Annotated in this window: 18 protein-coding genes; 14 read left to right on the top strand and 4 right to left on the bottom strand. The window is 53.5% G+C overall.

The genetic code is table 11. The features are described 5' to 3' along the window. The first annotated feature begins 131 nt into the window (after positions 1-131). From O1V65_RS12470 to O1V65_RS12460, 3 genes are all read left to right on the top strand, one after another. A complete protein-coding gene (locus O1V65_RS12470; RefSeq protein WP_017492429.1) occupies positions 132-1,004 on the top strand; it encodes a nucleoside-specific channel-forming protein Tsx in 873 nt (290 codons plus the stop codon). 209 nt (positions 1,005-1,213) lie between these two features. Continuing rightward, positions 1,214-2,074: a glycosyltransferase family protein gene (locus tag O1V65_RS12465; RefSeq protein WP_084911500.1), complete on the top strand. Its 861-nt coding sequence runs from the start codon at positions 1,214-1,216 to the stop codon at positions 2,072-2,074. 134 nt (positions 2,075-2,208) lie between these two features. Further along, positions 2,209-3,804: an ABC-F family ATPase gene (locus tag O1V65_RS12460; RefSeq protein WP_081601415.1), complete on the top strand. Its 1,596-nt coding sequence runs from the start codon at positions 2,209-2,211 to the stop codon at positions 3,802-3,804. Positions 3,805-3,867: 63 nt separating this feature from the next. Here the strand turns inward: O1V65_RS12460 and moeB are convergent, their stop codons facing one another. After that, a complete protein-coding gene (moeB, locus tag O1V65_RS12455; protein WP_084911498.1) occupies positions 3,868-4,626 on the bottom strand; it encodes a molybdopterin-synthase adenylyltransferase MoeB in 759 nt (252 codons plus the stop codon). Position 4,627: 1 nt separating this feature from the next. Further along, positions 4,628-5,872 (bottom strand): molybdopterin molybdotransferase MoeA, encoded by a 1,245-nt coding sequence (gene moeA, locus O1V65_RS12450; protein WP_084911495.1) that lies wholly within the window; start codon positions 5,870-5,872, stop codon positions 4,628-4,630. A 321-nt stretch (positions 5,873-6,193) separates the two neighbouring features. Between moeA and O1V65_RS12445 the strand changes: the two genes are divergently transcribed. From O1V65_RS12445 to gsiD, 6 genes are all read left to right on the top strand, one after another. Then, a complete protein-coding gene (locus O1V65_RS12445; protein ID WP_009638252.1) occupies positions 6,194-6,424 on the top strand; it encodes a DeoR family transcriptional regulator in 231 nt (76 codons plus the stop codon). Positions 6,425-6,646: 222 nt separating this feature from the next. After that, the gene (locus O1V65_RS12440) at positions 6,647-7,645 is read left to right on the top strand and encodes an isoaspartyl peptidase/L-asparaginase family protein (protein WP_017492424.1); all 999 of its coding nucleotides are present in this window, start codon (positions 6,647-6,649) and stop codon (positions 7,643-7,645) included. Between the two features lie 56 nt (positions 7,646-7,701). Next, complete coding sequence (gene gsiA, locus O1V65_RS12435; protein ID WP_192503469.1) at positions 7,702-9,618, top strand: glutathione ABC transporter ATP-binding protein GsiA; 1,917 nt, start codon at positions 7,702-7,704, stop codon at positions 9,616-9,618. Positions 9,619-9,686: 68 nt separating this feature from the next. Next, positions 9,687-11,213, top strand: coding sequence for a glutathione ABC transporter substrate-binding protein GsiB (gsiB, locus tag O1V65_RS12430; protein ID WP_376783538.1), 1,527 nt, complete (start codon positions 9,687-9,689; stop codon positions 11,211-11,213). A gap of 72 nt (positions 11,214-11,285) precedes the next feature. Next, positions 11,286-12,206, top strand: a complete 921-nt coding sequence (gsiC, locus tag O1V65_RS12425; RefSeq protein WP_017492421.1) for a glutathione ABC transporter permease GsiC — start codon at positions 11,286-11,288, stop codon at positions 12,204-12,206. 8 nt (positions 12,207-12,214) lie between these two features. Continuing rightward, positions 12,215-13,135 carry a glutathione ABC transporter permease GsiD gene (gene gsiD, locus O1V65_RS12420; RefSeq protein WP_017492420.1) on the top strand — a complete coding sequence of 307 codons (921 nt, stop codon included), beginning with the start codon at positions 12,215-12,217 and terminating at the stop codon, positions 13,133-13,135. A 905-nt stretch (positions 13,136-14,040) separates the two neighbouring features. On the opposite strand, the gene fghA is transcribed toward gsiD, so the two are convergent. Both fghA and ptrR read right to left on the bottom strand, forming a co-directional pair. Further along, positions 14,041-14,889, bottom strand: coding sequence for an S-formylglutathione hydrolase (gene fghA, locus O1V65_RS12415; protein ID WP_084912734.1), 849 nt, complete (start codon positions 14,887-14,889; stop codon positions 14,041-14,043). Between the two features lie 26 nt (positions 14,890-14,915). Further along, positions 14,916-15,797 carry a putrescine utilization regulator PtrR gene (gene ptrR, locus O1V65_RS12410; RefSeq protein ID WP_084912735.1) on the bottom strand — a complete coding sequence of 294 codons (882 nt, stop codon included), beginning with the start codon at positions 15,795-15,797 and terminating at the stop codon, positions 14,916-14,918. Between the two features lie 142 nt (positions 15,798-15,939). Between ptrR and O1V65_RS12405 the strand changes: the two genes are divergently transcribed. From O1V65_RS12405 to mglB, 5 genes are all read left to right on the top strand, one after another. Further along, the gene (locus tag O1V65_RS12405) at positions 15,940-17,064 is read left to right on the top strand and encodes a YbfB/YjiJ family MFS transporter (protein ID WP_017492417.1); all 1,125 of its coding nucleotides are present in this window, start codon (positions 15,940-15,942) and stop codon (positions 17,062-17,064) included. Positions 17,065-17,193: 129 nt separating this feature from the next. Continuing rightward, the gene (folE, locus tag O1V65_RS12400; protein ID WP_017492416.1) at positions 17,194-17,856 is read left to right on the top strand and encodes a GTP cyclohydrolase I FolE; all 663 of its coding nucleotides are present in this window, start codon (positions 17,194-17,196) and stop codon (positions 17,854-17,856) included. Between the two features lie 103 nt (positions 17,857-17,959). Next, the gene (gene yeiB, locus O1V65_RS12395; protein ID WP_269129764.1) at positions 17,960-19,117 is read left to right on the top strand and encodes a DUF418 domain-containing protein YeiB; all 1,158 of its coding nucleotides are present in this window, start codon (positions 17,960-17,962) and stop codon (positions 19,115-19,117) included. Between the two features lie 254 nt (positions 19,118-19,371). Continuing rightward, on the top strand, positions 19,372-20,403 hold the full coding sequence (gene galS, locus O1V65_RS12390; protein WP_017492414.1) for an HTH-type transcriptional regulator GalS: 1,032 nt from the start codon (positions 19,372-19,374) through the stop codon (positions 20,401-20,403). 317 nt (positions 20,404-20,720) lie between these two features. Next, complete coding sequence (gene mglB / locus O1V65_RS12385) at positions 20,721-21,719, top strand: galactose/glucose ABC transporter substrate-binding protein MglB (protein WP_017492413.1); 999 nt, start codon at positions 20,721-20,723, stop codon at positions 21,717-21,719. Positions 21,720-21,979 lie beyond the last annotated feature (260 nt).

Here is a 21,979-nt window from a genome sequence, read left to right as displayed (position 1 = left end):
TGAGAAGGCGTTTTTTTGAACGCGTTTTTTCCCGGAATGTTGCCGAATTTTGCCTTGTCATTTTTGTTCGTTTTTAACACCCACAGTCTCCTTGATACAGGGAGTTGCTTTCTCATTGCTTCTGGTAACCCATGAAAACTAAAATTTTACTAGCAGGTGCACTTCTCGTTTCTTCTTACAGCGCGCAAACGCTTGCTGACGACGGCAAAGATCAATATGTTTCCGACTGGTGGCATCAGAGCGTCAACGTCGTTGGCAGCTATCACACCCGTTTTGGACCGCAGGAAAATAACGATCTGTATCTCGAGTATGAAGCCTTCGCGCATAAAGACTGGTTTGATTTTTACGGTTATGTCGACTTGCCTAAATTCTTTGGCACAGGCAACGGCAATGATAACGGTATGTGGGACAAGGGGGTCGGTTCTCCGTTGTTCATGGAGATTGAACCGCGTTTCTCTATCGATAAGCTGACCGGTAAAGACCTGAGCTTCGGTCCGTTCAAAGAGTGGTATTTCGCCAACAACTATATCTACGATATGGGGCCGAATAACGCCAACCGCCAGAACACCTGGTATATGGGGCTGGGCACCGACGTTAACACTTACACCCCGCTGAACCTGTCTCTGAATATTTATGCTAAATACCAGTGGCAGAACTATGGTGCAGCGAATGAGAACCAGTGGGACGGCTACCGTTTCAAGGTTAAATACTTCTTGCCACTGGGTGAGATGTGGGGCGGGAAGGTCAGCTACATCGGTTTCACTAACTTCGATTTCGGTTCGCAGCTGGCGGACAACGAAAACTACTCGCGCACTAACCACTCCATCGCTTCAAGCCACATCCTGGCGCTGAACTATGCGCACTGGCACTACTCGCTGGTGGCGCGTTACTTCCATAACGGCGGTCAGTGGGCTGACGGAACTGAACTCAACTTCGGTAACGGCAACTTCACGGCGAAGACCACCGGATGGGGTTACTACGCAGTGATCGGCTACAGTTTCTAATTAATTGTTTTAAAACAATAAAAAAACCGTCGCAGAGGAGCATTCCTGCGGCGGTTTTTTATTCGTTTAACTTTCGTTTAATTATTTTGCATTAGTTTGGGGAAAAATTAAGAAATCATTATGAAAATCGCCTGCGCTTCTCCACAATTTGAACTATCTATTAAGATTGTGTAATTGTTGCTGGGTTGATTGTAAAAAGGATTATTTATATGCTCCCTTCTTCTCATGTTGCGCGTATTTTTGTCGGTTGCGATCCCAACGATTGTGATCTCGAACAAATGATGGTGCTGGAATACAGTCTGCGTAAACACTCTTCTATTCCGATTGAAATTGAATGGATGAGGCTTTCGCGTAACCCCGACAGTTTCTGGTATTCCGACGGCAAAGGCAGTGGCTGGACTACCGATCGTTGGGCAACGCCTTTCTCGGCTTTTCGCTGGGGCATTCCGGCGTACTGCAACTTTGAGGGAAGGGCACTGTATCTCGACGCCGACATCATGTTCATGAGTGACGTTGCCGAGATGTGGAATCACCCGATCGGCGGAGGCCGGGCGATACTGGCTTCCGGCGCAGGAAGAGAGCTGCGTCTGGGTGAGCTAGTGTGGGACTGTGCGGCCGCCAAAGCGGTTGTGCCTGATATCCATCAGTTGCACCGCGACCCCCTTGGCCATAAAAAGCTGCAAAATTTCTTTGAGGAAAATCCGCACAAAGTTCAGCCATTGGGCGCGGAATATAGCAATATCGACGGGGATGACATCCCGCTTGAGCAGCTGAAGGCAGTGCATTACTCCAAGATGGATACTCAGTTCTCGCATCAGTTTTCACTGCCGCGTTTGCAGGCCGAGCAGAAGGGACACTGGTTTGACGGCAGAATTGAGCCGCATCCGCGCCAGGAGCTCGCTGACGTGTTTGAGCAGTACTATCATGAAGCAATTGCCGCAGGGTATTCCATCGACGACTATCGCAATCCTGAGGTCTTCGGCGAATTCAATAAACAGTCGCAAAACACCTCCGGCAACAAAAAAAGAAAACCGCTCCTCAAACGCCTCTTTGGCAGCCTGGTGAGCTAAGTTTTAAGGCTTTCACATGCGCTATTCCTACGGATAGCGCAATAATTCACCAAAACTTCGCACGATCTCTTCCCCTGTTTATGGCATAATGCGCGCCAAATCACGTAACTCAATTAAACTTAAGAGCGAGCTCTGTGCTAAGTACTTACAACATCACCATGCAATTCGGCAGCAAGCCGCTATTTGAAAACATTTCCGTTAAGTTTGGCGGCGGTAACCGTTATGGTTTGATCGGCGCGAACGGCTGTGGCAAATCTACCTTTATGAAAATCCTCGGTGGCGACCTTGTTCCCTCCGGCGGTAACGTCGTGCTCGACCCGAACGAGCGTCTCGGTAAACTTCGTCAGGACCAGTTCGCCTTCGAACAGTACAGCGTTCTCGACACCGTCATCATGGGCCACTCCGAGCTGTGGGAAGTCAAAGAAGAGCGCGACAGAATTTACGCTTTGCCAGAAATGAGCGAAGAAGACGGCTATAAAGTGGCCGACCTCGAAGTTGCCTACGGCGAAATGGACGGCTACAGCGCCGAGTCGCGTGCTGGCGAACTTTTGCTGGGTGTCGGTATCCCTGTTGAGCAACATTACGGCCCGATGAGCGAAATCGCTCCAGGCTTCAAGCTGCGCGTATTGCTGGCACAGGCGCTGTTCTCTGACCCAGAAATTCTGCTGCTCGACGAACCAACGAACAACCTCGACATCGACACTATTCGCTGGCTTGAGCAGGTGCTGAACGAACGTAACAGCACCATGATCATCATTTCGCACGACCGTCACTTCCTAAACATGGTTTGTACCCACATGGCTGACCTGGACTACGGCGAGCTGCGCGTTTATCCGGGCAACTACGACGAGTATATGACGGCCGCAACTCAGGCGCGTGAACGTCTGACTGCCGACAACGCCAAGAAGAAGGCACAGATTGCCGAGCTGCAGTCCTTTGTTAGCCGCTTTAGCGCCAACGCCTCCAAGTCCAAGCAAGCAACGTCACGTGCGCGCCAGATTGATAAAATCCAGCTCGACGAGATCAAGGCCTCCAGCCGTCAGAACCCTTACATGCGCTTCGAGCAGGACAAGAAACTGTTCCGTAACGCGCTGGAAGTTGAAAAGCTTACTAAAGGCTTCGACAACGGCCCGCTGTTCAAAGACTTCAGCCTGATGCTCGAAGTTGGCGAAAAAGTTGCGATTCTGGGTGCCAACGGCGTGGGTAAATCCACCATGCTGAAAACGCTGGTCGGTGATGCTCAGCCTGACAGCGGGACCGTGAAATGGTCTGAAAACTGCAAAATTGGTTACTACGCGCAGGACCACGAATACGAGTTTGACGACTCGCTGAACGTTTTCGACTGGATGAGCCAGTGGAAGTCCGAAAAGGACGACGAGCAGGCCGTGCGCGGTATTCTGGGCCGTCTGCTGTTTGGTCAGGACGATATCAAGAAGAAAGTGAAAGTGCTTTCCGGTGGTGAAAAGGGCCGTATGCTGTTCGGCAAGCTGATGATGCAGCGCCCTAACATCCTGATTATGGATGAACCCACCAACCACCTTGATATGGAATCTATCGAATCGCTGAACATGGCGCTGGAAATGTACGAAGGCACGCTTATCTTCGTTTCCCACGACCGCGAGTTCGTGAGTTCACTGGCGTCGCGTATCATTGAAATCACGCCAAACAAAATCACTGACTTCACCGGTAATTACGAAGATTACCTGCGCAGCCAGGGCATCAACGACTAATCAATCAGGTTGTTGTGCCAATAGAAAGGCCGGTCATTCTGTGACCGGCTTTTTTTGTCTCCGCTATTGCCCGCAAACGTCGCAGCGCGGATTTTTTGGCAGTTTCATTTCACGAAACTGTAGCGTCATGGCGTCAAACATTAGCAGCCTTCCGCTTTTGATTTCCCCATAGCCGGTCAGCAGCTTAATACTCTCCATCGCCTGTAAACTGCCGATGGTGCCGACCAGCGGGGCCATGACGCCCGCCTCGACGCAGGTTAGCGCTTCTTCGCCAAACAACCGGCTCAGGCAGCGGTAACAGGGCTCGTCATCGCGATAGGTGAAGACGCTTATCTGCCCTTCCATACGGATGGCCGCGCCGGACACCAGCGGCTTTTTGAGCTGAAAGCAGGCCTGGTTCAACTGATTACGCGTGGCGACGTTATCGGTGCAGTCGAGCACCACGTCGCATTCGCCTATCAGCGCGAGTAGCGCGTCCGATTCAAGCCGTTGGTCGATTTGCTGCAAACTGACGTGCGGATTCACTGCCGCCAGCGCGATGGCTGCCGAGGCCACTTTTTTCATGCCGATGCGCGCATCGCTGTGCAGCGTTTGGCGTTGCAGATTGGAAAGCGAGACGCTGTCGAAATCGAGCAGGGTGAGGGCACCGATACCGGCAGCGGCCAGATACTGCGCGGCTGCACAGCCTAGCCCACCGAGTCCGACCACCAGCGCACGGCTGGCCTTGAGCTTTTCCTGCCCGTCGAAATCAAAGCCGCGCAGCACTATCTGGCGGTTATAGCGCAGCGTCTCGGCGTCGCTCAGTTCAGGCAGCGTCATCATTTTATTCCTTTAACAGCGCGTTGAAAGGCTCAACCTCAACCCATTCTCCTACAGCGACGTCACCACGCTCGCGTTCAAGTACCACAAAGCAGTTTGCCAGGCTGTAGGAACTGAACACGTGCGAGCCCTGCGGTCCGGTGGTGTACGCTTCCAGCTCGCCTTGAGCGTTATGGTTGAAAACGGCACGCTGGAAATCGAGGCGTCCCGGCGTTTTCTTGAAACGAGTCGCCGCTCTGGCACGCAGGCGCGGCGGCAGACGCCAGTCGCTCTGCGCCGAGAGTTGGGCGATGAGTGGCTGTACCAGCTGATAAAAGGTCAGCACGGCCGAGACCGGATTACCCGGCAGACCGCAGAACCAGGCGTTTTTCAGCTTACCGAAGGCAAAGGGTTTACCTGGCTTGATGGCCAGCTTCCAGAAACCAATTTCACCGAGCTCGTCGAGCATCGTTTTGGTGTAATCCGCTTCACCCACCGACACTCCGCCGCTGCTAATGACTAAGTCGGCAAAGTCGTCGGCCTGCTCAAAGGCGCGGCGCAGGGCAACGGGGCAGTCGCGGATAATACCGAGATCCAACACCTCACATCCCAGCTGGTCGAGCATCAAATGCACCGCGAAACGGTTGGTGTCGTAGATTTGACCTTCCTGCAATGGCGTACCGACAGGCTGTAGCTCGTCACCGGTAGAGAAAACGGCAACCTTCAGGCGACGGTTTACCTCAACTTTTTCGATACCGAGCGAGGCCAGGAGCGGCAGATGCGCCACGCCGAGTCTCACACCCGCTTCCAGGACTTCCTGTCCTTCACGAATATCGTCACCGATGAGGCGAATATTTTGACCGGCTTCGATCTGCGCGGTGAAACGTACACCGGCGTCGGTAACCTCAGCCTCTTCCTGCATAACCACCGCATCGGCGCCTTCAGGAATCTGTGCGCCGGTCATGATGCGGATGCAGCTCCCCGCAGGCCATTCGCCGGAGAAGGGAGCACCGGCAAAGGCTTTGCCAGCAACGGGGAAGATTTTGTCGGCGCTAAATTCGCTGCGACGCAGGGCATAGCCGTCCATCGCCGAGTTGTCGAACGGCGGGACAAAAATGGGGGAGCGAACCGGACTGGCGGTAATACGACCTGCGGATTCGGTCAAAGGGAGCCATTCGGTGGCGGCATTTGTCAGCGGCGCGGTCTGCGCGAGCATTTTATCCAGCGCTTCCTGCAGAGAAATCAGGCCTGAAGTGAACGTATTTTCCATTATTAAACCCTTTTATTACCGGCTAACGACTGCAGGGCTGCATGCGAGGTGCGCCGGTCAAAGTGACAAAACACTCTTTTTATTATGCCAGAGAAAAACACTCACCCCCAAACTAACGCCAGAGCATTAACTCTGCGTAAAGCCGGGCAGCATTAGCAGAAATCGGCATTAAAAAAGTTTATTTAGAATGAAAAATTTGCGAAAACATTCTAAAAGAATGAGATCGATCGCAAAAATGATTGCCGATCCGTCGTATGATTACACGCTTTTTTGTGACTGCTATCACACTAAATTGTCTTCTGCATCTGGAGTTACATCGTGATGAAAAAAAACCGCCATCAGGCTATCCTGAAACTGGTGGATCAGCATGAGGTAGTTCAGGTTAACGAGTTAGCGCTTTGGTTAGAGGTGAGTCTGGAAACGATTCGCCGTGACTTAAACGAAATGCAAGACAAAGGATTGATTCAGCGCCGCCATGGTCGGGCACGTCGTGTAGATCCACCGCCTTCGTACGGTTGGATAAACAGCTTGCAGCGCGTCTCACACAGCTGAACACCCGCAATATAGAGAAGGAAAATCAGCGTGGCTGATTTTCCTTTTTTTGTTTACCCCTTTCGTTATTCGATCTCCTGACTAAATTTCTATAAATATTCTAAGCAATTAGCGTCATGAGGCTGGATTTCATTTTCAGCTTTACATACGCTGACCGGCTAAATATAGTCAAAATTCTCGATTATTCTTTATACGGCCTTCTCGGCTCCAAGAGCGCATGACATGAGCACAACAATTCCAACTGCTGTTAATGAAAAGCCCGCTGCGGCTATTGCTATTCACGGCGGTGCGGGTGCCATCACCCGTAAGGCGATGAGTCCGGAGAAAGAACGTCTCTATTTGCAGGCGCTGGAGCGGATTGTCAGCAGCGGTCAGGCCATTTTGGCGGCGGGCGGCAGCGCACTCGACGCGGTAACAGAAGCGGTGCGCCTGCTTGAAGAGTGTCCTTTATTCAACGCCGGAACGGGCGCAGTCATGACCCATCAGGGCACGCATGAACTAGACGCCTGCATCATGGACGGCCGCACGCTCGACTCCGGCGCGGTGAGCTGCGTGAGCCACATCCGTAACCCTATCCTGACCGCCAGAAAGGTCATGGAAGAAAGCCCGCACGTGCTGTTTACCGGCGCAGGCGCGGAAACGTTTGCCCGCGAGCATGGGCAGGAAATTGTCTCTGCCGACTATTTCTATACCCAGGAACGTTACGATCAGCTGATGCGTGCCAGAGCTAGTGAAGGCGTCATGCTGGATCACGACGCGGCGACGCTCAATGCGACAGCGCCGGACGATCCTTTGGATCCCGATCGCAAATTTGGCACCGTGGGTGCCGTGGCGCTGGATTCTTTGGGTAATCTGGCGGCAGCAACGTCGACCGGCGGTATGACCAATAAACAGGCCGGACGCGTCGGCGACACGCCTATCATCGGCGCTGGCTGCTACGCTAGTAACCAGACGGTCGCTATTTCCAGCACCGGCACTGGCGAAGTATTTATGCGCACCGTGGCAGCCTACGACGTGGCGGCGCTGATTGACTATGCGGGCATGACGCTGCAACAGGCCACCGACAAAGTGGTCATGGAAAAAATCGGCGCGCTGGGCGGGTCCGGCGGCATGATTGCTATCGACCGTTTCGGCAACGTCTGCCTGCCGTTTAACAGTGAAGGCATGTATCGCGGTTTTGCCTACGTCGGCCAGTCTCCGCAGGTCGCTATTTATCGATAAGTCTCCTTATGTTGCAGCAAAAGTATTCAGGGAGCCGTAAATTTTAAGGAGTCTTGGTGAGCCAGATTATTTCTCAATCCTCGCCGTTGTCTGTGCCGACCTTGCCGGATGAAAAGGTGCTGTCGGTACGTAATCTTAGCGTCCGTTTCGAGCATGAAGGGCAGGCCATTGACGCAGTGCGTGACCTCAGCTTCGAGGTTAATCGCGGTGAGACGCTGGCTATCGTCGGCGAATCTGGTTCCGGAAAGTCTGTCACCTCGCTGGCCTTAATGCGTCTGGTGGAGCAGGGCGGTGGCGTACTCCATCAGGGTAAAATCCTTTTTCGACGCCGCAAGGGTGAGGTGATTGACCTGACCGCCGCACGCCAGTCCGAGATGCGCAGACTGCGCGGTGCGGACATGGCGATGATTTTCCAGGAGCCGATGACTTCGCTGAATCCGGTGTTTCCGGTCGGGGAACAGATTGCCGAGTCGATTCGCCTGCATCAGGGCATGAGCCATGCGGCCGCTCGCGCAGAGGCGCTGCGTATGCTGGAACTGGTGCGTATCCCACAGGCGAAAAATATCCTCGATAGCTATCCGCACCAGCTCTCGGGCGGCATGCGTCAGCGGGTGATGATCGCCATGGCGCTGTCGTGCAAACCGGCTTTGCTGATTGCTGACGAACCCACCACCGCGCTGGATGTCACCATTCAGGCGCAGATTCTGCAACTCATCCGCGTATTGCAAAAAGAGATGCAGATGGCGGTGATTTTTATCACCCATGACATGGGCGTCGTCGCTGAAATCGCCGACCGCGTGCTGGTCATGTACAAGGGGGAAAACGTCGAAACGGGCGACGTGAGCCGCGTTTTCCATACCCCGCAGCACTCCTACACCCGCGCCCTGTTGGCGGCCGTACCGAGGCTTGGGGCGATGAAAGGAACGCAGCTGCCTGCGCGTTTCCCGCTGCTCAATGTCGCCGAAGATCCTCTTGCTCCCCCTGACGCTGGGCTGACGCAGTCAACGCTCGTTCCCGGTGCCCCTCCCATTTTGCAGGTGCGCAATCTGGTCACGCGCTTTCCGCTGCGCAGCGGCCTCTTTAATCGCGTAACCCGCTACGTGCATGCGGTGGAAAAGGTCAGTTTTGACCTCTATCCCGGCGAGACACTGGCGCTGGTGGGAGAGTCGGGCTGTGGTAAATCCACCACCGGCCGTTCGCTGTTAAGGTTGGTCGAAAGCCAGAGCGGGTCGGTGATTTTCAACGGTAAAACGGTGTTTGACGGCGAGCATGCCGGGCAGCTTTCCGGTGCCGCATTACAGCACCTTCGTCGTGACATTCAGTTCATTTTTCAAGACCCTTACGCCTCGCTTGACCCACGGTTGACCGTCGGTTATTCGATTATGGAACCGCTATTGGTGCATAAGATTGGCACCCGGCAGGAGGCCAGAGCGCGCGTCGCCTGGCTACTCGAGCGGGTCGGGCTGCTCCCTGAACACGCCGATCGTTATCCGCACGAGTTTTCCGGTGGCCAAAGGCAACGAATCTGTATCGCGCGTGCGCTGGCGCTGAACCCCAAGGTGGTTATCGCCGATGAGTCGGTCTCGGCGCTGGACGTCTCCATTCAGGCGCAAATTGTCAATTTATTAATGGATTTACAGAAAGAGTTCGGCATCGCGTTTCTGTTTATTTCTCATGATATGGCGGTCGTGGAGCGCATCAGCCATCGCGTTGCGGTGATGTATCTGGGGCAGATTGTGGAAATAGGGCCGCGTGCGGCGGTATTCGAGAATCCACAGCATCCCTACACCCGCAAGTTGATGGCCGCCGTGCCGGTGGCCGATCCCTCCCATCGACGCGCCGAGCAGGCGCTGCTGGTGGACGAAATTCCAAGCCCCATCCGCCCGATTGGCGATGAACCTATTATTGCACCGCTGGTGCGTGTCTCTGAGGGGCACTATGTTGCCCGTCATACCATTGCCAGCGTTTATTGACAGTCGAAGGGTACCTCTACAGGGTCTTTTATAAATCTAAGGTAAAGGAAATCAGTATGAAGCAGAAAATGGTGCGCAAGGCCGTTCTGGCGACCTTAATGGTCAGCGCGATGGCTTCCGGCTCGGCCTGGGCAGCGAAGGACGTAGTGATTGCGGTCGGTTCAAATTTCACCTCGCTTGACCCTTATGACGCCAACGATACGCTCTCTCAGGCGGTGGCAAAATCCTTCTATCAGGGCCTGTTCGGCTTTGATAAAGATATGAAGTTGGTCAACGTGCTGGCCGACAGTTACACCGTGAGTCAGGATGGCCTGACCTACACCATCAAGCTGCATCCGGGCATCAAGTTCCAGGACGGCACCGATTTCAACGCACAGGCGGTGAAAGTTAACCTCGATCGCGCCAGCAATCCTGACAGCCACCTCAAGCGCTACAACCTGTTCAAAATGATCGCCAAAACCGAGGTTGTCGACGCGACCACGGTTAAAATCGTGCTGAAAGCGCCATTCTCCGCTTTTATCAATAACCTGGCACACCCCTCTGCGGTGATGATTTCCCCTGCTGCATTGACGAAATACGGCAAGGACATTGGCTTCCATCCGGTCGGAACCGGCCCTTATACCCTCGATCAGTGGAACCAGACCGACTTCGTCAAGGTGAAGAAATTTGACGGCTACTGGAAGAAGGGTGAGCCAAAGCTGGATACCATCACCTGGCGTCCGGTCGTCGATAACAACACTCGCGCCGCGATGCTGCAAACCGGCGAGGCGGATTTAGCCTATCCGGTGCCTTACGAGCAGGCGGCGCTGCTGGAGAAAAACAGCAAGCTGCAGCTGGTGACCTCGCCGTCGATCCTACAGCGTTATATCAGCTTCAACGTGACGCAAAAGCCGTTTGATAATCTGAAGGTGCGTCAGGCGATTAACTATGCCATCAACAAGCAGGCGCTGATCAAAGTGGCGTTTGCCGGTTACGCCGTGCCTGCCGAAGGCCCACTGCCTGCAAGCATCGAATATTCGGCTAAGTATCAGCCATGGCCTTACGACCCGGCCAAGGCGCGCGAGCTGCTGAAAGAGGCTGGTTATCCGAACGGTTTCACCACCACGCTGTGGTCATCGCACAACTCGAGCACCGCTCAGAAGGTGTTGCAGTTCACTCAGCAGCAGCTGGCGCAGGTCGGTATCAAGGTAACCGTGACCGCGTTTGACGCCGCGCAACGTGCGGCTCAGGTTGAAAACGTGGGCCAGAAGGAGTCGGGTCTGCGGATGTTCTATACCGGCTGGTCAGCTTCAACGGGAGAAGCTGATTGGGCGCTGACGCCGCTGTTTGCAACGCAGTCTGCACCGCCGAAGCAGTTTAACACCGCTTTCTATAGCAATCCTCAGGTCGACAAAGATCTCAGCGATGCGCTGAATACCACCGACAAAGCCGCTAAGGCCAAGCTGTATAAAGATGCACAGGACCATATCTGGGCTGACGCGCCGTGGGCATTCCTGGCCACCGAGCGCCTGCTGTCGGCAAGCAACAAGCGTCTGACCGGTTTCTACGTGATGCCGGATACGTCGTTCAACTTTGATAATGCCGATGTGAAATAGCATGACTGCATGCCCCGTGGTTTCGCGCGGGGCACTGCAGGAAGGCCCAATGGATCGAGTTAACCATTTATTATGCTGAATTATTTTATCAAACGGCTGCTGGGCCTGATCCCAACCTTGCTTATCGTGGCCGTGTTGGTGTTTTTATTTGTCCATCTGCTGCCGGGTGATCCTGCGCGTATGATGGCCGGGCAAGATGCCGATCAGAGCGTGGTGGAACTGGTTCGTCAGGATCTGGGGCTGGATAAGCCTTTGTGGCAGCAGTTTCTGACCTTCTTCGGCCATGCGCTGCGCGGTGATTTTGGTCATTCTATGGTGTCGAAGCGACCGGTTATCGATGAGATAGCGTCCCGCTTTATGCCGACACTTTATTTAACGTTGACCAGCATGCTGTGGTCGGTGATTTTCGGGCTGATTATTGGCGTAGTGTCCGCCGTGTGGCGCAACCGCTGGCCCGACCGTCTGGGCATGGCCTTGGCCGTATCGGGCATTTCGTTTCCGGCCTTTGCGCTCGGTATGCTGTTGATGCAGATTTTTTCCGTCAATCTGGGCTGGTTACCGACTATCGGAGCAGACGGCTGGCGTAACTATATTTTACCCTCAATCACGCTGGGAGCTGCGGTGGCCTCAATCATGGCACGCTTTACCCGCGCGTCTTTTGTCGAGGTCATGCAGGAAGACTATATGCGCACCGCGCGGGCCAAAGGGGTTCGCGAGTCCGTGGTCGTGGTTAAGCACGGGCTTCGCAACGCGATGATCCCGGTGGTGACCATGATGGGCCTGCAGTTTGGTTTCCTGCTCGGCGGATCTATCGTGGTGGAGAAGGTCTTTAACTGGCCGGGACTGGGACGCTTACTGATTGATTCCGTCGAGATGCGCGACTATCCGGTGATACAGGCGGAGGTCCTGCTGTTTTCGCTGGAGTTCATACTGATTAACCTGTTGGTGGACATGCTGTATGCCGTCATCAATCCTTCAATTCGATATAAGTGAGTGAGCGCATGAAAAACTGGCGACGCAAAGCCGCGCTGGCATCCATGCCATTAGTAACTCGAGAAAGCCTGAGCCAGCCGCCGGTGCGTACGCCGCTGCGCGCGTTCTGGCGACGTTTCCGCAAACAGCATATTGCGTTGATAGCGGGCGCGTTTGTCATCCTGTTGATCGCGGCGGCGGCCTTTGCTCCCTGGTTAGTGCCGTTCGATCCGGAAAATTATTTTGATTACGATCGGCTGAACGAAGGGCCCTCGCCGCTGCACTGGTTAGGCGTGGACTCACTGGGGCGTGATATCTTTAGCCGCATTCTGATGGGGGCGAGGATCTCGCTGGCGGCGGGCGTGTTGTCGGTTATCCTCGGTGCGGCCATCGGTACCCTGTTAGGACTGATAGCAGGCTACTACGAGGGCTGGTGGGACAGAATCACCATGCGCATCTGCGACGTGCTGTTTGCCTTTCCTGGTATCCTGCTGGCGATCGCCGTCGTAGCGGTGATGGGCAACGGCATGGCCAATGTGATTGTCGCGGTGGCGATTTTCAGCATTCCCGCTTTCGCGCGTCTGGTGCGTGCTAATACGCTGGTGCTGAAAGGGCTAACTTATATCGAGTCTGCGCGCAGCATTGGGGCGTCGGATGTCACCATCCTGTTTCGCCATATTCTGCCGGGTACGCTGTCCTCGATTGTGGTGTATTTTACGATGCGCATCGGGACATCGATTATTACTGCGGCAAGCCTATCGTTTCTCGGCATGGGGGCACAGCCCCCGACGCCGGAATGGGGTGCAATGCTCAACGAAGCGCGGGCGGACATGGTCACGGCGCCGCACGAAGCCATTTTCCCGAGTCTGGCGATATTTTTGACGGTGTTGGCGTTTAATTTATTAGGTGATGGTCTGAGGGACGCGCTGGATCCAAAATTGAAAAACTAAGACTCCTTATCTCATTGGGCATTGCAGCCTGTTTTGCCCAAATCTGACTCAAATACTTAAGCGGCGTTTTATTTTTCTCTCTATAGTCTATCGCTTCAGAAACCCTGTCTGGAAGGTACAGCATTCAATCTAAGTAATGAATTGAAATAGAAATTATTTATAAAACCCTTAAATTTTAAATGTAAATTTGACATAAATAATGGTTAAGAATACTACTTTTTTAGTAAATGATATTTAACTTTTCAATCAGTAAGCGTTAGGTCTTGCATTCAACATTTATATTCAGGCGTTCAGCACTTTTGTCCATGATGGCGGATCCACTTCCCGTGAATAACGATAACACCTTGTTTATTAATTTAAAAATTTAGCTACAGTGTCGTAGGGTTTAGAGGATACTCAGTGAGAAATTTATCGCTGGACTACTTATAAGCAGTCTTGGCTTATAGCAACGTTTTAATTCATCTTGATATATTAGCCGCCCTAGATCCCACAATCGGCTTTGCATTGGTTAAGGGTAGTTTGCAGGTGCCAATTTAAAATGGATTATCATTACGTTGCTGGTGGATATGGAACGTTATGGTATCTAAACTGCTTGGGACGGGTGGGGATTGTTCTTTATTTTATTATAAAGTCATTAATGGCAACGGTTAGCGACTTGCCAATTATTCAACGGCTCTGTTAGTTATTCACCCATTCTTCATGGCAATTTACGAACAACATACTCCACGTGTAGACGAAAATACCTTTGTGCTCGTGCTGTCGAGTATCGCTTCTGTACTGCTGGTGTGGGTCCACAAAAAATTAAAATACAGACTTTGAGGAGGGCTTGCCTCAAGCCCTCCTTGGCGGGTCAGAGTCATTGCCCAGCGCGCAAGGCGCATGCCCTTGATCCAGAAATTAAAGAATTAAAAAAGCCGCGCTGCATGGAAACGCAAATGATCTTCCACAAAACTCGCAATCGTATAATAGCTGTGGTCATAGCCGGGCTGAACGCGCAGCTGTAGTGGCCAGCCGCGCTGGCGGGCGAGCTCGGCAAGTTTGGCAGGCTGGAGTTGATCGGCAAGAAACTGATCGCTATCACCCTGATCGACCAGGATCGGGAAGGTCTCTTGCTCTGACGGTAAACTGCTCAGCAGATGACAGCTGTCGTACTGTAGCCACTGGCTTTCATCTGCGCCGAGATAGGCGGTAAAGGCTTTACGTCCCCAGGGGACCTGGCAAGGGTTCACAATCGGTGCGAAGGCTGAGGCAGAACGGAAGCGCTGCGGATTCCTCAGCGCCAGCATCAGTGCGCCGTGGCCGCCCATCGAATGGCCCATAATTGACTGACGATCGCTGATGTTAAAGTGCTCCTGCACCAGCAACGGCAGCTCGTCTATCAGGTAATCGTACATACGGAAGTGCGCCGCCCACGGTGACTGAGTCGCGTTCAGATAAAAACCGGCACCCTGTCCCAGGTCGTAGCCTTCGTCGTTGGCCACGTCATCGCCGCGCGGGCTCGTGTCGGGCATCACCAGTACGATACCCAGTTCGGCCGCAATCCGCTGTGCGCCTGCCTTGGTGGTGAAGTTTTCGTCGTTGCAGGTCAGACCCGACAGCCAGTAAACAACCGGCGGCGGACTGTCATCACGCGGCGGTGGCAGGTATATGCTGAAGGTCATGCTGCATTGCAAACTGCTGGAGAAATGACGGTAACGCTGTTGCCAACCGTCGAACATCCGGTGTTCTTCCAGAAGTTCTATCGAAATGCTCATCTGTTACTCCTTTAGTATTTTTGAAATCAATGCGTGGAAACGGGGGGACTCTGCTGCCCCAAAATCAGTTCTTTCAAGGCCCTTACGTTCGGGCCGAAAGCATCTCGACGCCAGAAAAGCCAGGTGGCCGTCTCAGCAAACTCATCCTCTATCTCATTAACCTGCACGCGCTCTGCGCCAGGCAACTGCGCCAGCAGACTTTGCGGCAGCATAGCAATGCCGGCACCGCTGGCGACACAGGCCATCATCGAGTGATATGACTGGATCTCCATCGTAGTGTTCGCCTGTAGCCCCGAGTGCTTTAACCAGTTCTCCAGCCTTTGACGATAAGAGCAGCTGGGGCGAAACGCAAATACCGTATGTCCCGGCCGGCCGGGCAGGTCGACCATCGGCGCTTCACCCAGAGGGGAAATAATCACCATGCGCTCATGGAAGGCGACGCAGCCGTGCAGGTCATCGTCGCTTATCGGACCGTCGGCCAGCCCCGCCGCCAGTCTCCCCGAACGTACACCTTCAATGGTTTCGCCCGAGGTGGCAGTGGTCAAAGAGAGAGCAACCTGCGGATAACGCTGGTGATAGGCCGCGAGCAGCCCCGGCAGGCGCGTTGCCGCCGAACTCTCCATCCCGCCAAGCGCAAATTGCCCTGCCGGTTCGCCGGTATGAGTCAGTGCCAGCGCCTCGTCGCTCAATGCCAGAATGCGCTGCGCATAGCTTAAAAAATTGTGACCGAGAGCCGACAACCGCAGACGCTGTTTCTCGCGGATAAATAAATCTGTGCCAAGCTCTTGTTCAAGCTGGCGCAGGCGGGTGGTCAGGTTCGAGGGAACGCGGTGCAGCTGTTCTGCCGCACGCGCCACCGAGCCGGTTTCTGCCACGCAGCAAAACATTCGTAGCTGGGTAAGATCCATAGGTTGTTCTCTTATCGTCACGAAGTTTGTTTGTATTATTCACTATTCGTGATTCTATCTTTGCGCCATTATGATTAAAAGCTTTTATTAGAAGCATTGAATCAGGGTTCACCTGTCTATAAAAAAATCGCATGAGGTAGGTATGGCATTTCGTGTTGCGTTAACGGGTTTTCTGGCCTTTGTCGTGGCGTTGGGAATAGGGCGTTTTGCCTTTACGCCACAGGTTCCCCTGATGATTGCCGAACATCAGTTTACTCTGACCGGCGCCGGGCTGGTGGCGGCATTCAACTATCTCGGTTACCTGTTTGGTGCCTATGACGCGATGAAATCGACGCGTCACGTGGAGCGCCGCTTGTGGATTGGCGTCTGGGGGGCGGTCGTCCTGACGCTAGTTTCGGCAACGATTACCGGCGAAGTATGGCACTCGGTCGTGCGTTTCGCGATAGGCTGGACCAGCGGTTGGGCGATGGTTCTGGTTGCCGCCTGGTGTAATGAACGTCTTGCGCAGCTGGGCCGCCCGGCGATGAGCGCCGCCGTTTTTGCGGGGCCGGGCGCGGGTATCTTCCTGAGCGGGATTCTGGCCGTCGGCATTCACAGCATGGCGCTGAGTGCGGCCGAAGCCTGGGCGGTTTATGGCGCGTTGGCGCTGATTCTGACGCTGTTAGTGACCCGTAATTTTCCGCGAGCTGGGGAGCTGCACCGTCCCAATAGCACGCTTGCGCCTTTGACGCTGACACCAGTCCTCAAACGTCTGGTCGTGAGCTACAGCCTCGCGGGCTTTGGCTACATTCTTCCGGCGACATTTTTTTCGCAGATGGCGAATGCGCGTTTCCCCGACAGTCTGTTCGCCCAGTTTGTCTGGCCGGTGTTTGGCGGTGCCGCGATGGTAGGCATTGCCCTCGGTATCTTGACGCGTCACTGGCTCAAAACCCACCAGCGGTTGGCCGTCGTACTGTGGTTGCAGGGAATAGGCGTGCTGTGCGCCGAGATTGTTCCAGGCGTGAACGGGCTGATTATTGGCGCGGTGCTGACCGGCGGTGGCTTCCTCTGCGTGGTGCAGCTGGCGCTGCAATATAGCCGCGAACTGGCCCCGACGCACAGCCGTTATCTGGCGGGTCTGCTGACGACCGGTTATGCCATCGGACAATTGATGGGACCGCTGCTGTCGGCGGTTTCGACCTCGTTAACGCACCATCTTGACCCCGCGCTTTATGTGGCCATTGCCGGATTCCTGCTCGCTGGCGCGTTGGTTATTAAGCGAGTTTGATAACTTGCGGCTATTTCAGCCATCATGAAGGACAATCACTGGATTCTGTGGACGGAGTCAACTAAAGTAGGCCACCTCACTTTGATGTGATCCACGTCATGGTGATAATAACTGCTGGAGAAAAAGAGAATGGCGACATTGAGTAAAGAAGCTGTATTGGTTCATGAGGCATTGATTGCCCGCGGTCTTGAAACCCCCCTGCGTGAAGAGCCGTCGTTAGACGCCGAGACACGCAAAGCGCGGATCGAGGAGCACATGACCGGTATCATGCAACTGCTTAATCTTGACCTGAACGATGACAGCCTAGCCGAGACGCCGAAGCGTATTGCTAAAATGTACGTCGATGAGATCTTCTCCGGTCTGGACTACGCAAACTTCCCGAAAATCACCGTCATTACCAACAAGATGAAGGTTGACGAGATGATTTCAGTACGTGATATCACCCTGACCAGTACCTGCGAGCATCACTTTGTGACAATCGACGGTAAAGCGACGGTGGCCTATATCCCTAAGGATTCGGTGATTGGTCTGTCCAAAATCAACCGTATCGTACAGTTCTTCTCCCAGCGCCCTCAGGTGCAGGAACGCTTGACTCAGCAAATTCTGGTCGCGTTGCAGACGCTGCTGGGTACCAACAACGTCGCGGTATCGATTGACGCGGTTCACTACTGTGTGAAAGCGCGCGGCATTCGTGACGCGACCAGTGCGACGACCACCACCTCGCTGGGCGGCCTGTTTAAAACCAGCCAAAATACACGTCAGGAATTCCTGCGGACTATTCGTCACAACTAATTACTTCTGTAATTGATTGATAAATAGTTATTTAGCGTCAGCACTTGCGGCACCCTATGGGTGCCGTTAGTCTATGGATCTTTCCCGCAACAGGACGTCATCAATGCGCCCACGTATTGCCACGCTGGATTTTGCCCGTGGTATTGCCATCTTAGGCATTCTTCTGCTCAACATTAGCTCCTTCGGCCTGCCAAAAGCCGCTTATCTGAATCCAGCCTATGCGGGAGAACCTTCAGCGAGCAACGCCTGGACCTGGGCGATACTCGACGTGGTCGCGCAGGGAAAATTCCTGATGATGTTTGCCATGCTGTTTGGTGGCGGCCTTTACCTGCTGTTGCCGCGCGGTAAGGCGTGGATCCAGTCTAGGCTGTCGCTACTGCTGCTCTGCGGGCTGATACATGCGATATTTTTCTGGGATGGCGATATCCTGCTGTCTTATGGGCTGATTGGCCTGGTGTTCTGGCGACTGATTCGTGACGCAAAAAGCAATGCGTCACTTTTTCGCACCGGCGTCGTGTTGTATCTGGCGGGCGTCGGCATACTCGTGCTGCTTGGGCTGATTTCTTCCCCCGATCCCGGCGGATACTGGCTGCCGGGCTACGCGGAGCTACAGTATGAACAGTTCTGGCGGCTCAAAGGGGGCATTGAGGCAATCAATAATCGCCTTGATCTCCTCTCTTCCAGCCTGATTTCGGTGGCCGTGCAGTACGGCTGGGAGCTGGGCGGGGCAATGCTAATGGGCGCAAGCCTGATGCGCAGCGGTTGGCTGAAGGGGCAATTTAGCCCCGCTTACTATTTGCAGCTCGCGGCGATACTGTTACCGTTTTCATTGGCCATCCAAATTCCTGCCGTAGTTTTTGCCTGGCATACCGGCTGGTCATACCGCTGGAGCGGTTTTTATCTACAGGCACCGCGTGAAATCGGCGCATTGATGCAGGCAGTGGGCTATCTGGCGCTCTGCTACGGTTTCTGGCCGCAGCTGGTCAAACAGCGTTGGGTCTACCGGATTTCTCAGGTCGGGCGCATGGCACTGACTCACTATCTGCTGCAAACGTTGATTTGCACCTTTTTCTTCAATACTCTCGGTTTTTATGAGCATTTCAACCGCTTACAGCTGGTGGCGTTAGTGCCTGCGGTATGGGCTATCAACCTGGCCGTGACGCGGGTGTGGCTGCGTTATTTCCGTCAGGGGCCGATGGAGTGGCTATGGCGCAAACTGACCGCTCAGGCGGCGGGCGAGTCACATCATGGAACGCATTGATAGCCTGAATGTGATGCTGCGATAAAAGTTGCAAAATTGTATGTAAACGTTTTCTGAGCTGTGACGTAATTCACGCTGGTTTGTCGTCAAAGCGTTTAGGATAGCGGTCGTGCAGAGCAAGCCGATCGCTACACTAAAACAGGAAAACCGTATGATCACTGTACTTTCTCTTTTGCCAGACTTCTTATCTTCTGCCCGGGGTTCATCTCTTTTTTGCTTCCGTCGGCCTCTGTTAACGACCAGCGGAGCGACCTATGGTTACCATTCGTGATGTGGCCAAATTGGCCGGCGTTTCTGTCGCCACCGTCTCCAGGGTATTGAATAATCCAGCAATTGCCAGCAAAGAGGCGCGCGAGCAGGTGCTCAAAGCGGTCAAGACGTTGGGCTATCGACCGAATGCGAACGCGCAGGCGTTGGCAACCCAAAGTAGCGATACCATCGGCGTAGTGGTCATGGACGTCTCCGATCCCTTCTTCGGCGCGCTGGTTAAGGCCGTCGATACCGTCGCCCAGCAGCACAACAAATACGTTCTGATCGGCAACAGTTATCATCAGGCGGAGAAAGAACGTCATGCCATTGAAGTGCTGATCCGCCAGCGTTGTAACGCACTGATTGTCCATGCAAAAGCGTTAGGTGACGCTGAGTTGGCTCAGTTCATGGAGCAGGTTCCAGGTATGGTGCTGGTTAACCGGGTAGTAAGCGGTTACGAACATCGCTGCGTCTCGCTCAATAATGTGGTTGGCGCAGAGATGGCGACCAAGTTGTTGATCTCTCAAGGGCATCAGCGAATCGGCTATATCGGCTCAAGCCACGGCATTGCCGATGAAGAAGAGCGCTTTCAGGGATACGTCGCCGCAATGCAGCAGGTACGTCATGGCGAAAAGGCCCCGTTTGAAACCTGGCGTGCGTCGGGTTCACCCGATTTACAGGGCGGCGAGGCGGCGATGGTTGAACTGCTTGGGCGCAATCTGCACCTCAGCGCCGTGTTTGCCTACAACGATTCGATGGCCGCCGGAGCGCTTGCCGTATTGAAAGAGAACGGAATTCGCGTTCCTCATGACTTTTCGTTGATCGGTTTCGATGATATTCCGATTGCGCGATATACCAGCCCAAAACTCACCACCGTGCGTTATCCCATTATTTCGATGGCGACGCTGGCGACCGAATTGGCGCTTCAGGGGGCGGCAAATCAGCTCACTGCGGGGGTCTCACACTGCTTTATGCCGACGCTAGTGAGGCGGCATTCTGTGGCGCCGTGGCAAAGTGTGGCACCGGTCACTCCCTGAGAATTTATTAGGATGTAACCGTTTTCAATATGTGAGAACTTTCACAGTTTATTAACATCGCACCTATTATGATTCATTCGTTTTCAAGATGATTCCGTCTGTATCATTTTGAATGAATGACGGTAGCAATGAATATTCTGCCTGTCGATTCTGGCAATCAGGCGACAGGCAATGCAGTAGCAAAAAACTAAAACAGTGATGATAAGCAATTCCGGAAGATCTTCGTCAAGGAAGACAGGCATCCAGAGAATCGACTTCTCATAAGAGAGCGGTGGACGCCAAATTCTGTACCCCCTACATAAAAACCGGAGATACCAATGAATAAGAAGGTTTTCACCCTGGCTACACTGGCTGCCTGCATGATGTTTGGCTCTGTTGCCCATGCCGCAGACACCCGTATCGGCGTCACTATTTATAAATACGATGACAACTTTATGTCTGGCCTGCGCAAAGATCTCGAGAAAGATGCAAAAGCGGCTCCGGACGTTCAACTGTTGATGAATGACTCACAGAACGACCAGTCCAAGCAAAACGATCAGGTTGACGTACTGATTGCCAAAGGCGTAAAAGCGCTGGCTATCAACCTGGTTGACCCCGCTGCTGCTCCGGTTGTTATCGAAAAAGCCCGTGCTGCCGGTATTCCTGTGGTGTTCTTCAACAAAGAACCTTCTCGTAAGGCGCTGGACAGCTATGACAAGGTCTATTATGTCGGCACCGACTCCAAAGAATCTGGCGTTATCCAGGGTGAGCTGATTGCCAAACACTGGAAAGCCAACCCGTCATGGGACCTGAATAAAGACGGCGTCATTCAGTATGTGTTGTTAAAAGGCGAACCGGGCCACCCGGATGCCGAAGCGCGCACCACCTACGTTATCAAAACGCTGAACGAGAAAGAGGGCATCAAGACCCAGCAGCTTCAGCTTGATACCGCCATGTGGGACACCGCACAGGCGAAAGACAAGACCGACGCCTGGTTCTCTGGTCCTAACGCCAACAAGATTGAAGTGGTGATCGCCAACAACGATGCGATGGCGATGGGTGCGGTTGAAGCCTTGAAAGCCCACAACAAAACCAATATTCCGGTATTCGGCGTTGACGCCTTACCGGAAGCGTTGGCTCTGGTTAAATCGGGTGCGATGGCCGGTACCGTATTGAACGATGCGGAAAACCAGGCAAAAGCGACCTTTGATCTGGCTAAAAATCTGGCCGAAGGCAAACCTGCGGCAGACGGCACAAAGTGGAAAATTGTTGATAAAGTTGTGCGTGTCGCCTATGTACCGGTTGATAAAGACAATCTCTCTCAGTTTGTGAAGTAATTCGTTCTTCTTGCCGCTCTAGCGCCTTTGCTAAGGCGGCAATAGTCCAGAATTCTTTTTGTTTAGATATTGCAGCCAACACTTTTGACCTGAAGAAACAAAAATAAGTCAAACGGCTAATAAGCTAAAAGCAGTGGCATGTTTTAAGCAAGTTTTACAAAGCAGTTTGAGTAAACCTACTTTGCGTTATGTCGCTTAGGTCAGCCGGTCAGGTTATTTCTGACCGGCAATTTTATCCTTTAGCCAGATTTCATTTACTT

Origin of the sequence: Rouxiella badensis (genome assembly GCF_026967515.2) — a bacterium.
In the GTDB taxonomy this organism is placed as follows: Bacteria; Pseudomonadota; Gammaproteobacteria; order Enterobacterales; family Enterobacteriaceae; genus Rouxiella; species Rouxiella badensis.
The sequence above is the reverse complement of the archived record's forward strand: the minus strand, read 5'-3'. Positions and strand labels throughout refer to the sequence as shown.

Coding starts and splice junctions, on each gene's coding strand:
- O1V65_RS12470 (WP_017492429.1), top strand. CDS start 132: ATGAAAACTAAAATTTTACTAGCAGGTGCACTTCTCGTTTCTTCTTAC.
- O1V65_RS12465 (WP_084911500.1), top strand. CDS start 1,214: ATGCTCCCTTCTTCTCATGTTGCGCGTATTTTTGTCGGTTGCGATCCC.
- moeB (WP_084911498.1), bottom strand. CDS start 4,626: ATGATGACGCTGCCTGAACTGAGCGACGCCGAGACGCTGCGCTATAAC.
- moeA (WP_084911495.1), bottom strand. CDS start 5,872: ATGGAAAATACGTTCACTTCAGGCCTGATTTCTCTGCAGGAAGCGCTG.
- O1V65_RS12445 (WP_009638252.1), top strand. CDS start 6,194: ATGAAAAAAAACCGCCATCAGGCTATCCTGAAACTGGTGGATCAGCAT.
- O1V65_RS12440 (WP_017492424.1), top strand. CDS start 6,647: ATGAGCACAACAATTCCAACTGCTGTTAATGAAAAGCCCGCTGCGGCT.
- gsiB (WP_376783538.1), top strand. CDS start 9,687: ATGGTGCGCAAGGCCGTTCTGGCGACCTTAATGGTCAGCGCGATGGCT.
- gsiC (WP_017492421.1), top strand. CDS start 11,286: ATGCTGAATTATTTTATCAAACGGCTGCTGGGCCTGATCCCAACCTTG.
- gsiD (WP_017492420.1), top strand. CDS start 12,215: ATGAAAAACTGGCGACGCAAAGCCGCGCTGGCATCCATGCCATTAGTA.
- fghA (WP_084912734.1), bottom strand. CDS start 14,889: ATGAGCATTTCGATAGAACTTCTGGAAGAACACCGGATGTTCGACGGT.
- ptrR (WP_084912735.1), bottom strand. CDS start 15,797: ATGGATCTTACCCAGCTACGAATGTTTTGCTGCGTGGCAGAAACCGGC.
- O1V65_RS12405 (WP_017492417.1), top strand. CDS start 15,940: ATGGCATTTCGTGTTGCGTTAACGGGTTTTCTGGCCTTTGTCGTGGCG.
- folE (WP_017492416.1), top strand. CDS start 17,194: ATGGCGACATTGAGTAAAGAAGCTGTATTGGTTCATGAGGCATTGATT.
- yeiB (WP_269129764.1), top strand. CDS start 17,960: ATGCGCCCACGTATTGCCACGCTGGATTTTGCCCGTGGTATTGCCATC.
- galS (WP_017492414.1), top strand. CDS start 19,372: ATGGTTACCATTCGTGATGTGGCCAAATTGGCCGGCGTTTCTGTCGCC.
- mglB (WP_017492413.1), top strand. CDS start 20,721: ATGAATAAGAAGGTTTTCACCCTGGCTACACTGGCTGCCTGCATGATG.